This is a genomic window from Thioclava sp. PTB-PU3-1 (assembly GCF_055666785.1).
The window spans coordinates 197,080-210,203 of record NZ_JBVNVL010000005.1 but is presented as its reverse complement, the minus strand read 5'-3'; the positions used below and the strand labels follow the sequence as shown (position 1 = coordinate 210,203).

General features: G+C 64.7%; 13 protein-coding genes. 2 read left to right on the top strand and 11 right to left on the bottom strand.

All coding sequences use genetic code 11. The features are described 5' to 3' along the window. The 8 genes from ybgF to ACZ7GB_RS14700 form a co-directional block, all read right to left on the bottom strand. On the bottom strand, positions 1-834 hold the full coding sequence (ybgF, locus tag ACZ7GB_RS14735; protein WP_472159285.1) for a tol-pal system protein YbgF: 834 nt from the start codon (positions 832-834) through the stop codon (positions 1-3). 5 nt (positions 835-839) lie between these two features. Further along, a complete protein-coding gene (gene pal / locus ACZ7GB_RS14730) occupies positions 840-1,373 on the bottom strand; it encodes a peptidoglycan-associated lipoprotein Pal (protein WP_078604319.1) in 534 nt (177 codons plus the stop codon). Positions 1,374-1,444: 71 nt separating this feature from the next. Further along, the gene (gene tolB / locus ACZ7GB_RS14725) at positions 1,445-2,767 is read right to left on the bottom strand and encodes a Tol-Pal system beta propeller repeat protein TolB (protein WP_078540249.1); all 1,323 of its coding nucleotides are present in this window, start codon (positions 2,765-2,767) and stop codon (positions 1,445-1,447) included. A gap of 102 nt (positions 2,768-2,869) precedes the next feature. Continuing rightward, positions 2,870-4,114: a cell envelope biogenesis protein TolA gene (locus ACZ7GB_RS14720; protein WP_472159283.1), complete on the bottom strand. Its 1,245-nt coding sequence runs from the start codon at positions 4,112-4,114 to the stop codon at positions 2,870-2,872. A gap of 19 nt (positions 4,115-4,133) precedes the next feature. Continuing rightward, the gene (gene tolR / locus ACZ7GB_RS14715; RefSeq protein ID WP_078540251.1) at positions 4,134-4,613 is read right to left on the bottom strand and encodes a protein TolR; all 480 of its coding nucleotides are present in this window, start codon (positions 4,611-4,613) and stop codon (positions 4,134-4,136) included. A gap of 2 nt (positions 4,614-4,615) precedes the next feature. Then, on the bottom strand, positions 4,616-5,311 hold the full coding sequence (gene tolQ, locus ACZ7GB_RS14710) for a protein TolQ (protein ID WP_078521931.1): 696 nt from the start codon (positions 5,309-5,311) through the stop codon (positions 4,616-4,618). Between the two features lie 115 nt (positions 5,312-5,426). After that, on the bottom strand, positions 5,427-5,828 hold the full coding sequence (ybgC, locus tag ACZ7GB_RS14705) for a tol-pal system-associated acyl-CoA thioesterase (protein WP_472159282.1): 402 nt from the start codon (positions 5,826-5,828) through the stop codon (positions 5,427-5,429). Next, a complete protein-coding gene (locus tag ACZ7GB_RS14700) occupies positions 5,818-6,543 on the bottom strand; it encodes a hypothetical protein (RefSeq protein ID WP_371326886.1) in 726 nt (241 codons plus the stop codon). Before ACZ7GB_RS14700 ends, ybgC begins: the two co-directional genes overlap by 11 nt. Positions 6,544-6,926: 383 nt before the next feature. Here ACZ7GB_RS14700 and ileS point away from each other — a divergent pair, with 383 nt between their 5' ends. Continuing rightward, the gene (ileS, locus tag ACZ7GB_RS14695; protein ID WP_472159281.1) at positions 6,927-9,911 is read left to right on the top strand and encodes an isoleucine--tRNA ligase; all 2,985 of its coding nucleotides are present in this window, start codon (positions 6,927-6,929) and stop codon (positions 9,909-9,911) included. Positions 9,912-9,973: 62 nt separating this feature from the next. Here ileS and ACZ7GB_RS14690 read toward each other — a convergent pair whose 3' ends face one another. The 3 genes from ACZ7GB_RS14690 to motA all read right to left on the bottom strand — a co-directional run bounded on the left by ACZ7GB_RS14690 (position 9,974) and on the right by motA (position 11,754). Next, on the bottom strand, positions 9,974-10,366 hold the full coding sequence (locus ACZ7GB_RS14690) for a DUF805 domain-containing protein (RefSeq protein WP_078540254.1): 393 nt from the start codon (positions 10,364-10,366) through the stop codon (positions 9,974-9,976). Between the two features lie 79 nt (positions 10,367-10,445). Beyond that, complete coding sequence (locus tag ACZ7GB_RS14685) at positions 10,446-10,877, bottom strand: flagellar FliJ family protein (RefSeq protein ID WP_078521938.1); 432 nt, start codon at positions 10,875-10,877, stop codon at positions 10,446-10,448. Between the two features lie 7 nt (positions 10,878-10,884). Beyond that, the gene (gene motA / locus ACZ7GB_RS14680) at positions 10,885-11,754 is read right to left on the bottom strand and encodes a flagellar motor stator protein MotA (protein WP_078545191.1); all 870 of its coding nucleotides are present in this window, start codon (positions 11,752-11,754) and stop codon (positions 10,885-10,887) included. A gap of 232 nt (positions 11,755-11,986) precedes the next feature. Here motA and ACZ7GB_RS14675 point away from each other — a divergent pair, with 232 nt between their 5' ends. Continuing rightward, on the top strand, positions 11,987-13,123 hold the full coding sequence (locus ACZ7GB_RS14675; RefSeq protein WP_472159279.1) for a hypothetical protein: 1,137 nt from the start codon (positions 11,987-11,989) through the stop codon (positions 13,121-13,123). Position 13,124 lies beyond the last annotated feature (1 nt).

Sequence of the window (13,124 nt, the reverse complement as noted above, 5' to 3'; positions counted from 1 at the left end):
TCACTGGCATCCCAGCGATTGCTGCGCGCCCTGCGCCTCGCCCGCCGCCGACGAACCCGGGAAGCGTGCGCTCACCTGCCCCAGCGTGGTACAGGCCTCGCTCTGCTGACCGAGCTGGCCCAGAGCCTTGCCGAGCGACAGCAGGTTGTCCGCCGCCCGCGACCCTTTCGGATCGGCGGAGAACCCGTCGAGCCATGCCCGTGCAGCACCCGCCTCGTCGCCCTGCTTTTGCAGCGCCATGCCGCGATAATACATCGCGTCGCTGGTCAACGGCGAGCCGGGATAGGTCTGCCGGAAGGTCGCGAGAAGATCGGCCGCCGAGGCATAATCGCCATCCTCGAAGGCTTTCTTGCCCGCTTCGAAATCCGATTTCTCGTTGATCGCGAGATCGGGGCCGGGCGTGGAATCCGGCGCAGGGCCGGTGACCGAGGGCGCATTGGTCGGCGCGTCGCCTCCCAGCGGCTTGGCCTTGCCCAGCTGCGAGATGTCGCAGTTCTCTTCCATCTCGCAGACCCGGAAGTTCAGATCGCCGATCCGCTTCGTGCCATCGGCGACGACGCGGTTGATCTTGTTTTCCAGCTCTTCGACGCGGTCGGTCATATGCGACAGCGACAGCTCCATCGAATCCATCCGCTGCAGAGCGGAATCGCCGCCCGCTTTCTGCAGACCGGCCTGGCCCGAGGCTTGCAGCTCCTGACGCAGGCTACCGATTTCGGTCTGAAGCTGCCCCAACTCGGTCTTGATGTCAGCCAGCGTCTGGGCGCGGTTCGCGTCCTGAGCCAGCGCGGGCGCGGCTGCCAGAACAGCCGCGCCGAGAAGCAAAGCTCTCAGCATCGCGATCAGCTCCCGACCGCCGATTGCGAGATCACCGTCACGGCGCGACGGTTCTTCATGTAGCACTCCTCAGTGGAGCAGATCGCCAGCGGGCGTTCCTTACCGTAGGAAACCGTGCGCAGACGGTTACCGGCCACGCCCTGGCTGATCAGGTATTCCTGCACGGCCGAGGCACGGCGTGCGCCGAGCGCGAGGTTGTATTCGCGGGTGCCCTGCTCGTCGGCATGGCCTTCGATGATCGCAGTGTAGCTCGGGTGGCTCACAAGCCAGCTTGCCTGCTGGGACAGAATGCCGCGCGCGGTGTCGGTCAGCGTCGACTGGTCAACCTGGAAATGCACCATGTCGCCGATGGTCTGGCTGAAATAGGCCGGCGAGTTGGGATCGTTGATCCCGCCTTGGCTGACGCCGTCCATGCCAGCGCCGCCCGGGCCGAGCGCGCCGCCGGGGCCGGTCGCGCCGGAGCCGTATTGATCGGGGTTCGAACAGGCCGCGAGGCCCAGCATCGAGATGGCCAACACGGCCTTCACTGCAAAATTCATTGGTTCCGCCTTTGTTGATCTGCCCATTGCGGGCGAGCCTACCAGTTTCTCTAACGCTTGTTAATCCGCCCTCAGGGCAGAAGCGGCGACCAGGCCGGGTCCGATGCGGCTCCCGGCGTGGAGACTTTCTTCAGGTTGCGCCCGGAGATGTCGACCGAATAGAGCGAGGCCGACCCTTGGGCGCCAGGGCTCTCCCGGGTGAACATGATCACGCGGCCATTGGGCGACCAGGTCGGCCCCTCGTCGAGGAAGGACGAGGTCAGCAGACGCTCCTCCGAGCCATCGGTGCGCATCACGCCGATATGGAAACGGCCCTGATTTTGCTTGGTGAAGGCGATCATGTCGCCGCGCGGCGACCACACGGGGGTCGAATAGCGCCCGTCGCCAAAGCTGATCCGCGTCGCGTCACCGCCGCCCGCGGGCATGATGTAGAGCTGCTGCGTGCCCGAGCGGTCGGATTCGAACACGATCCGCGAACCGTCGGGCGAGAAGCTGGGCGAGGTTTCGATCGCAGGCGAGGTCGTCAGGCGCTGGGTCTGTCCCGAGCTGATATTCATCATCCAGAGATCGGTATTGCCGTTCTGCTCCATCGAATAGACGATCTTCGTGCCATCTGGCGAGAAGCGCGGCGCGAAGGTCATCGTGCCGGGCACTTCCGGCAGAAGCCGCGCCGAGGCGGTGGCCACGTCAAGCATCTTGATGCGCGGGAAGCCGGTCTCGAAGGTGGTGAACAGCACCTTGGTGCCGTCACGCGAGAAGCGCGGGGCGAGCACGATGGTCGAGGCATCGGTGAGATAGGTCACGTTCGCGCCGTCGTAATCCATCACGGCGAGCCGCTTCTGGCGGTTGTCCTTCGGCCCGCTTTCCGAGACGAAGACCACGCGGCTATCGAAGTAGGGGCCCTCGCCCGTGATGCGCGAATAGATCACGTCCGAGACCTTGTGCGCCAGACGCCGCCAGCTGGCCGGCGAGGCTGCAAGTTGCTGCCCGTCGCCCATCTGCTGACCGGAGAACACGTCGAAGAGGCGGAACTTCACGACCACCTTGCCGCCCTGCATCCCGACCGAGCCCACGACCAGCGCCTGCGCGTTGATCGCCTGCCAGTCGGAATATTTCACCGGCGTATCGAAGCTCGACACGTTCTGGATATAGGCGGATTTCGGGATTTCGCGGAACAGGCCCGTGCCCGTCAGATCGCTCGAGATCACCTGCGTGATCTGGCTCGCCATATCGGCGGCCTCGGAACTTTCGGGGATGAAGCCCGCGATCGCGAACGGCATCGGCTCGATCACACCGTCGGTGATCTCGATATGCAGCGGTTCGGAATCCTGCGCGGTTGCGGCGATGGGTGCCAGCATCACAGCCGCCAGCAAACTGAGAACGAAACGCATCATGTCACACACTCCCTTTCCGGGTCTTGCCCGGTTTGTAACGCGCTGCGGCACGATCGTGCATCACAACCCCATGACACCGCGCGGAAATTCGCCGATCCACCGTCATTTCATCCTCATTTTTTCGGGATTGAAGTCGATGGTGATCGTTTTCCAGCGGTCGTATTTCTCCGGCGGCAACGGGAACCCGTCCGAGCCGCACAGAACGATAGCGCGACGCCCGGCCTCGAAGGCCTGATCGACCGCGTTGCCGGTGCCGCCCGTCGCCCCGACCAGCTTGATCGAGGAGATGATCGGGTGGCCGTCGGGCTGCATGTCGACCGACAGCGTCACCGTGGTACGCAGCGCATCCGAGCTGAGCGCGCCGGTGTTCCAGCACTGCTTAATGTCGACGATCAGCGCGTCTTTCTCGCCTGCGGTGATCGGCGGACCGGTCGGCGCGGAGCCGGTGCCGCCCGTGCCCTCGCCACCCAAAGCTGCCGCCAGAGCATCGTTCACCGAGGCGCTGTCGACTTTCTTCGGCTCGCTCGGCGCGGGCTTGGTCTCTGCCGGTTTCGGCTCGGCGGGCTTTTCCTCTGCCGGCTTCTTCTCGGCAGGCGCGGCGGCCGTCTGCGTCTCTTTCGGCGCGGGCGGTTTCGGCTTGGCGCTCGGACGCGGCGAGGCCAGCGGCGCGGAGCTTTCCGGCTTGTCTTCGGTCTTGTTCGCCTCGGTCACGATCTCCGTCGAGGCTTCCGGCGGCGCGGTCGCCTCCTTCGGCTTCTCGACCGGCTGATCGGGCGTGTCGGCGGGTTTGGGGGCCTCTTGCGGCTGCGCCTGCGGGTCGACCTTCGCTTCGGGCGGCGGCTCGGGCGCAGGGGTCGGGGCCACGCGCGGCGCCTGTTTCGGCTTCGGCGCGGGAGAGATGTCGGGCGTGACCGTCGGCGAGGGCTCCTCGACCGGCGGTACGATTTCGGGCGGCGTGTCGCTCACCTCGGCGGGCGGCGTCGGCTCTTGTAGGGCCGAGACGTCGGGCTGCGCATCAGGGGCCGGATCGGGCTGCTGCATCGCCTGCGGCTCGGGGTCCGGCTTGGCCTGCGGCTCGGGCGCGGGCGTCTCGGGCGGCGGTGTCGTCTCGGAAGGTGTATCGGGCGCCGTGGGCGCAACCGGATCCGGCGTCGGCTGCGGCGCATCCTTCGGCGCCGAGGCCATCATCGTGTTGAAGTCCTGCTCGGACATCACCGCGACCTGGCTGATCACCACCGGCTTGTTCGGCTTCGGGAAGAACCACTGCCCCCCGGCAATGACCCAGAAGAGCACGCCCACATGCAGCGCGCCCGACAGGCCGTAACCGATCTTGTCCGCACGGTTCATGCGATGCTGCCCCCTGGGCTCAGTTCCCCGCAGGCGCCGTCAATTGCGGCCCTCCGGTATCGGTGACGAGCGTGATGTTCGAGAACCCCGCGCCGTTGAGCGCGCCCATCACCTGCACCACCTGAGAATAGGAAATCTTGCCGTCCGCGCGCAGGAACACCTTGTTGCTGTTACGCTCGGCCGAGATCGCCTTGAGACGATCGATCAGCTGATCCTGCGGCACTTCCGAGTTCATCAGCGAGACCTTCCCGTCCGCCTGAAGCGAGATTGTCAGCGGCGTTTCCTGCTCTGTCGGCACGGCCTTGGCCGCCGTCTTCGGCAGCTCCAGCGGCACGCCCACCGTCATCATCGGCGCGGCGACCATGAAGATCACCAAGAGCACCAGCATCACGTCGACCATCGGCGTGACGTTGATCTCGCTCATCGCGGCATGACGGCCCCGCCCGCTCCTGCGGCGCCGCGATCCGCCCGATCCGCGTTTTGCAACACCAGCACCCATGATCAGCTATCCAACTGGCGCGACAGGATGGTCGAGAACTCGTCCGCGAAGGCCTCGTAGTTGCCCGCGATGCGATCGGCATCGGACGACAGCTTGTTGTAGAAGATCACCGCCGGGATTGCCGCAAGCAGGCCCAGCGCGGTCGCGACGAGCGCTTCCGAGATGCCGGGCGCCACGACGGCAAGCGAGGTGTTCTGCGAGATCGCGATCTCCTCGAAGGCGACCTTGATCCCCCAGACCGTGCCGAACAGGCCCACGAAGGGCGAGATCGAGCCCACGGTCGCAAGGAAATTCAGCCCGTAATTGAGGTTCTCGGTGGCTTTCTGGATCGCGACATCCATCGAGCGTTCGATCCGCGCCTGCGCGCCGGTGATCAGCGCGCCGTCCTGACGGTGCGACCGACGCCATTCCAGCATGCCGGCGGCGAAGATTTTCTGGCTCGCACCCTCGGGCGCGGGGCCGATCTGGTCGAACAGCTCATCGAGCGGCTCTCCCGACCAGAAGGCCCGGTCGAAGGCTTCCGCCTCGGAGCGCGCCGCGCGATAGGCGATGAATTTGCGGATGATGATCGCCCAGGACCAGAAGCTGGCCACCACGAGAATGATCATCACGAGTTTGACGGTCAGCGATGCGCGCAGAAAGAGCGCAAGCAGGGAGAAGTCGATCTCCTGCGCCATCGCAAGCGAAGATTGGTCCATAGGTACTGCTCGCCGGTTGGGGCCACGTTATCGGGCCTCTGATTACCAGCGATTCTATATCAGCAGTAAGGGGAACGCCATAACAACAATGTAACCGGCGAAACCCCGCCGCTTTTCAATGCAGTTTCGGGGCCAGTTTCCGGCGAATATCGGCGGGAAGCCGCTGAGCCGCGCCCGCCTCATTGAGACAGACGATGGTGACCTGCGCGGTGAACAGCACCTCGCCGTCGCGCTGCACGGTCTGCTCCATCACGAAACGCGCGCCTGTCTCGGCCACCAGATCGGTCGTGACCACCAGCTCGTCGTCGAATTTCGCGGAGCGCAGGTAATCGGCCTCGACCCGGCGCACCGCGAAGACCACGCCGTGATCGGCCTTCAGCGCGACCTGATCCACGCCCAGCGCGCGGACGAATTCGGACCGCCCGCGCTCGATGAACTTCAGGTAATTGGCGTAATAGACGATCCCCGCAAGATCGGTGTCCTCGTAATAGACCCGGATCGGAAACTCATGCGCCATTCTCGTTCTCCTGATCGTCCGGCTCTGCCTCGCCCACTTCGCGCGACAATTCCCGCACCGCCTCTGCGGCCTCTCCCTGACGCAGACCTGCGCGGGCGGCAAGGCGCAGCGCGTGGCTCGGATCTTTGGCAACCGCCGGCATGGTCGGATCGTAGCCCGCCGCAATGATCGCCGCGATCTCGGGGCGCAGCACGGTCACGCCGCGCGCCACCGCAAGCGGCGAGCGTTTCACGAAAGCCTTGTCCGACCAGAGCAGGATCATCTGCACCGCCTGGCTCAGCGCGATCACCTCGGCGGGCACCTCATCGAGCCCCGCATCCATCCGTACGAAGGCGAAACAGGCCCGGATGGCGCCGTCCTTGTCGAAGCGGAAGACGCGATACTGGTTCGCGCCCTGATCGTCGAGCCGGATCACCAGATCCTGCAGACCGTCGATCAGGTGATCGAGATTGGGCACCTCAAGCAATTCCTGCCAGTCACGGAAGAAGAAGATCATCAGGTTCGCGCCAAGCTCAGGATCGGTCTCGGCCATCTTGTGCCCGGCCAGTGCCACGACCGCCTCGACCGCGCCCTTCACGGTCGCCAGCGTCGCAGCCTCCACCCCGAACACCACCGGCACGACCGGACGCCCCCAGCGCGCGAACAGATACTCGTCGGAAGAGCGCCGGAAGAGCTGCTCCACCATTTCGCCCGTGATCTCTGCCTGTTCCGACATGCCGCCTCCCTCGCTTCGCCCTGACCCTAAGAGATCGCGACGGAGGGGGAAAGGGGCCAACCCTTCTGCCGCGTATCCCCGGCTCTTGCCTGCAGATGCATTTCGGCTTGGCACAAATATCCCGGGGGAGCGCCCGACAGGGCGTGGGGGCAGCGCCCCCCTCTTCTTCGTCGATTGCGCACCCACAGTGACGGGCGGCAGCCCTCCCTGATCTGCGCTTGCCGCCCTGCGGTCGCACGCCTATAAGGGCGGCATGTTCTTGCTGGCTGCATATCCGCGAATTACCTGCCCGGCGCTCTGACGCGTCAGGGTAGCCGGGATATTGCGCCAAGCCCCGAGGCGTGCGCGCACACGCCCTTCCCTTTCCCAAGGACGACAATTCCATGAGTTCCGACCAGACCACCGAGACGACCGCCCCCGATTATCGTGGCACCGTCTTCCTGCCGAAAACCGATTTCCCGATGCGCGCGGGCCTGCCCATGCGCGAGCCCGACTGGCTGGCCCGTTGGGAGAAAATCGGCGTCTATGACCGCCTGCGCGAGAAGGCCGCGAAGGACAACCGCCCGAGCTTCGTGCTCCATGACGGCCCTCCCTATGCGAACGGCCATCTCCATATCGGTCACGCGCTCAACAAGATCCTGAAGGACTTCATCACCCGCTCGCAGCAGATGATGGGCCGCGATGCGCGCTACGTTCCGGGCTGGGATTGCCACGGCCTGCCGATCGAGTGGAAGATCGAAGAGCAGTATCGCGCCAAGGGGCTAGATAAGGACGCGGTCGACGTCGTGGACTTCCGCCGCGAATGCCGCGCCTTTGCCGAGAACTGGGTCGACATCCAGCGCGAGGAATTCGAGCGTCTGGGCGTCTATGGCAACTGGGCCGATCCTTACCTCACGATGAACTACCATGCCGAGGCGGTGATCGCCGAGGAGTTCATGAAGTTCCTGATGAACGGCACGCTCTATCAGGGCTCCAAGCCCGTCATGTGGTCGCCGGTCGAGAAGACCGCGCTGGCCGAGGCCGAGGTCGAGTATCACGACCATACCAGCCACACGATCTGGGTGCGCTTCAAGGTGCGCCGGGGCGGCAACGCGGCGATGCCGACCGAAGATGCGGTCGAGTATGACGCGGCCGATCAGGCGCTGCTGGCCGATCAGCTGCATGAGGCGAGCGTCGTGATCTGGACCACGACGCCGTGGACGATCCCGCAAAACCGCGCCGTCTCCTTCCATCCGACGATCGGCTACGGCCTCTACCGGGTCGATACGCTGGGCGAGAAATCGACCGCCGAGGAAGGCGAGCTGCTTCTGATGGCCGATGCGCTGGCGCAATCGGTGATGGATCAGGCGAAGGTCGAGAGCTTCACCCGCGTGCGCGACGTGTCGGCAGCGGAGCTGGAAGGGCTGACGCTGTCGCACCCCTATGCCGGCGTCGACGGCGCGAATGGCGAATGGGATTTCGACGTGCCGGTCCTGCCGGGCGATCACGTGACCGACGACGCCGGGACCGGCTTCGTGCACACCGCGCCGTCGCATGGTGACGACGACTATCAGATGGGCCTTAAGTTCGGCCTGCCGATGACCTACAATGTCGAACCCGACGGCACCTACCGCAAGGATCTGCCGCTGTTCGGCGGCGAGGCGATCGTCGCGGCGGACGGCAAGGACGGCCCCGCGAACGTGTCGAACATCAAGCAGCTCGCTTGGGCCGGTGCGCTTCTCGCCAAGGGCAAGATCAAGCACTCCTACCCGCATAGCTGGCGCTCGAAAGCACCGCTGATCTATCGCAACACGCCGCAATGGTTCGCAGCGATCGACCACACGCTCGACGATGGCATGGGCACCTATGGCGACACGATCCGCAAGCGCGCGCTGACCTCGATCGAGGAGCTGGTGACCTTCACGCCCGAGAAGGGCAAGAACCGCCTGCATTCGATGATCGAGAACCGTCCCGACTGGGTGCTGAGCCGTCAGCGCGCCTGGGGCGTGCCGCTGACCTGCTTCGTCAAGAAAGGCGCCAAGCCTACCGACGAGGACTTCCTGCTGCGCAATGCCGAAGCCAATGCGCGCGTCATCGCCGCCTTCGAGACCGAGGGCGCGGATGCGTGGTATGAGGACGGGTTCAAAGCGAAGGTTCTCGAAGGTTTGGTGAACCCCGATGATTACGAGCAGGTCTTCGACGTGCTCGACGTGTGGTTCGACAGCGGGTCCACCCATGCTTTCGTGCTGCGCGACCGCGCAGACGGCACCGAGGATGGCATCGCCGATGTCTACCTTGAGGGCACCGACCAGCACCGCGGCTGGTTCCACTCCTCGCTGCTTCAGGCCTGCGCCACGAAAGGCCGCGCGCCCTATCGCAACGTGGTGACGCACGGGTTCACGCTCGACGAGAAGGGCATGAAGATGTCCAAATCGCTGGGCAACACGATCGTGCCCGAGGAAGTCATCAAGCAATACGGCGCGGATATCCTGCGCCTCTGGGTCGCGCAGACCGACTTCACCGAGGATCAGCGCATCGGCCCGGAGATCCTGAAAGGCGTCGCCGACAGCTATCGCCGTCTGCGCAACACGCTGCGCTTCATGCTGGGCAATCTCGACGGATTCTCCGACGCCGAGCGCGTCGATCCGGCCGAGATGCCGGAGCTGGAGCGCTGGGTGCTACACCGTCTGGCGCAGCTCGATACCGAGGTGCGCAAGGGCTATGACGCGTTCGACTTCCAGGGCGTGTTCCAGCAGCTGTTCAACTTCTGCACGGTGGACCTGTCGGCCTTCTATTTCGACATCCGCAAGGACGCGCTCTATTGCGACCCGGAAGACGGCCTGCGTCGCCGCGCGGCGCGCACGGTGCTGGACCTTCTGTTCCATCGCCTGACGACCTGGCTCGCGCCGATCCTCGTCTTCACGATGGAAGACGTGTGGCTGTCGCGCTTCCCGGGCGACGACGCCTCGGTGCACCTGCAGGACATCCCCGAGACGCCCGAAGCTTGGGCCGACGCGAGCCTTGCCGCGAAATGGGACGGCATCCGCCGCGCCCGTCGCGTGGTGACGGCGGCGCTGGAAGTGCAGCGCTCGGCCAAGGTGATCGGGGCCTCGCTCGAGGCGGCACCTGTCGTGCATGTCGAGGATGCGGACGTTCTTGCGGCGCTGAAATCTGTGCCCTTCGAGGATCTCTGCATCACCTCGGATATCGCGCTGACCGCCGATCCGGCCCCACAGGAAGCGTACCGCCTGCCCGAAGTTTCGGGCATCTCGGTGGTCTTCGAGAAGGCGGATGGCGAGAAATGCGAACGCTGCTGGAAGATCCTGCCCGATGTCGGCACGCATAAGCATCCCGGCACCTGCAAACGGTGCGACGCGGCGCTGGACTGAGCAGACCGCTACCAAAGACAGAATGAAGGGCACCCCGCGCGGGTGCCCTTTTTCATGTCACCTCAGGACGGCATCTGATGCGGCGGCAGAGCCGGAGGCCCGAACCGGTTGCCGCCCGTGGAGCCGCGCTGGACGGTAAAGAAGAGCAGGACCAGCGTCCCGATCACCGGGATCAGCGCGATCAGAGCCCACCAGCCGGTCCGGTCGATATCGTGCAGCCGCCGCACCAGCACCGCGAGCGAGGGCAGGAACACGACGAGCGAGAAGATCGCGCCAAGAAGCGACGCATCGTCCCGCATCATCATCGGACCGAAAAGGATACGGTCCAAGATGCCGAAGACGATGTTGCCGAGAAAGATGAACAGAACGAACCACCAGAATTCGGGCCGGGCCGCGCGGCCGGTGAAGGTCACGTAGTTCGAGAAACATTTGCGGATTGCGTCGCTGAACTCCATCGGAGCGTCTCCCTCTGTTTATGTGCCGTAGGGAAAGCTTAGCCGCAGGGTCACTCTCGACGCCAGCCTCAATGCAGATTCAGACGGCGTCCCTGTCGCGCAGCCAGCGCTGTAGCGTGCGCTCCTCGGCCTGAGCCTGCTCGCGCTTTGCCAACTCCGCCGCCCGTTCGGCGCGGGCGCGGTCGAGAAGCGTGTCGTAGGTCTTCGCCTCTCGAAACAGCTCTCGCATCCGGTCTTCGAGCGGCACGCGGCGCTCGTTCAGCGTGCCGATTTCCTGATCGAGCCACGAGACCGTCTCGCGCACCGCCTCGCGAAACCCTGCCGCATAGGGCGCGGTCTCGGGCGAGGTGACGTGAAGCTCGGCACGGGCGCGCTCTGTCAGCGTATCGCGCTCGCCTTCCAGCCGCGCGACCTGCGCATTCAGTTTCGATAGCTCGCCAGCCTGCTCTTCGAGCTCGCGTCTGCGCAGCCGTCCGATCACCTCCAGAGCCGCGATCCGGTTGCGCGCCATCGCCTGCTTACGCCGCCTGCGGCAGCTCTTTCTGCGCCTGTTCGACGGCGTAGAAATCGGGCTGATAGACGGTGGGGATGCTGCCGCGACCGATCTCGATGCAGATATTCGGCGGGTGGTCGCTCACCAGCGCCACGAAGATATCGCGGATCACGGCATAGAACGCGGAATCCTCTTCTTCGATCTGGCGCAGGCGCCCGGACATCGGCTGCACGAAGCAATAGGCAAGGAACACGCCGAGGAAGGTGCCGACGAGCGCGCCGCCAATCATACCGCCCAGAATTTCCGGCGGCTGGTCGATCGCCCCCATCGTTTTGATCACGCCCAGAACGGCCGCGATGATGCCGATGGCGGGCAGTGCGTCAGAGACGGTCTGCAGCGCCGAGGCCGGTGCCATGACCTCGCGGTGATGCTTCTTGAGCTTGCGGTTGATGACGTCCTCGGTCTGGTATTTGTCATCGAAGTTCATCGCAAGCATCCGGAAGCTGTCGGTGATCAGCTGGATCGCGAAATGGTCCTTCAGGATGCGCGGATAGCGACCAAAGATCTCGCTCTCTTCCGGGGATTCGATATGCGAGTCGAGCGCGATGATCCCCTTGTTGCGATACAGCCGCGACAGTTCGAACAGAAGATTGAGCAGATCGGTGTAGTCTGCCGTCTTCCACTGGCTGCCCTTCATCACTTTCACAAGCCCGCGCCCCGAGCGGCGGATCATGCTGAACGAGTTCGCGATCAGGAAAGAGCCCAAGGCCGCGCCGCCGATCATCATCCCTTCGAAAGGCAGAGCGTGGATGAGAACGTCCATACTGCCGCCGGAGAGAAGGAAGCCGCCGAACACGAGGCCCACGACGGCCAACAGGCCAAGGATGATCGTCATTATACGTTGTCCGTGTGTTGCGCGCCCTGCGGTCTTTCACCGACAGCCGCCGTTTCCTGAAATTCTTGGCTAAATCTCCGGTGACGCTCCCGTTAAGTCAAGTATAAATGCCGGAATCGCGAGCAATATTAAGCACAAATCTAAGATTTCGGAGGCTTAACAAGGAAACTTGACCGATTATCCATGAATAGATAGGTTCAATCCAACACGGATCTTGCATTCAGGGCATTTCATGAGCGCCAGCGCGGAAGCCATAGCCTTTCTGCTCGAAGAGCAGGACCTGCGCCATCTGTTCCAGCAATGGCCGCAGCAGATGTGTCTGGCCGTCGGCCTCGACCCGGAAGGCGGCTGCGCGATGCTGGTCTTTCACGCAAGCGAGGCCGAGCGCGTCCTGCCCCGGCTTGCGCGCTCGATGAACTGGCGGGCGGATGAGTACGCCGTCATCCCGAAGGTCGAGGGCTACCGGACCCGGCGGATGCTGTTTTCCGACGAGCAGAAGATCCTGTCCCTCGTGCATGAGACCGACGATCTTCCCGAGATCGCGCGCGATTACGCGATCAACTTCGCCTATGCCGCCGATGAGGGGCTCGACCCGGAAGCGCTGACCGATGCGAAATCGGCCTCGGTCTCGCCCGCGATGCGCGAGGTGGAGCGGCTTCTGTCAGAGCTGAACCCGGAGCAATCCACGACCACGCCGCCCGCAAGCAAGATCGCCGCGCCCCCGCCACGTGCCAGCGCGGAGGCCGCGCGCCAGACCGGCGAGGATGGCGGTCCGCCCGGCTTCCGGCGGTTGAGCGACACGCACCGGGCCGAGGCGCTGATGGCGACTTGCGAAATCAGCCTCAGCGCCGACACCGTGCGCATTTCCATCGAAGACGCCTGTGCCGATGCGCAAAGCTTCGGGGTGCGGGACGTCTATTTCCGGGACGATCTGCACAGCTTCGCCATTCCGGTCGCCGAACTGGCACGACAGGGCGCGACCGCCATGCCCGGCCAGATTCACGCCCCCGCAGACCATTTTCCCGCCTCGCTTCTTGCGACCCTGCGGCGGACGCCGCTTTCGGCGCGACTGACCGCGCTCGACCACTTCATCTTCATCGCGCCCGAAGCCGCGAAGCCGCAGGCCGCCCCCCTCGCCGCCCCGCCGCGCGAGGCCACCGACAAGCTCCCGGTGAAGCGCGCGGGCGCGAAGCCGCAGATGCGTACGATGCTGGGCGGTGCGGCGCTGATCTTCTTCTCGGCGCTGGCGCTGCAACTTGGCCTGACGCCCGCGCTCAGCCATGGCGAGGCGCGGAAGGTCTCGCTCGATACGATCCGCGAATCCGTCTTCCAGTCGCTTGCGGACGACCAAACAGGCGAGGAGCGCTGAG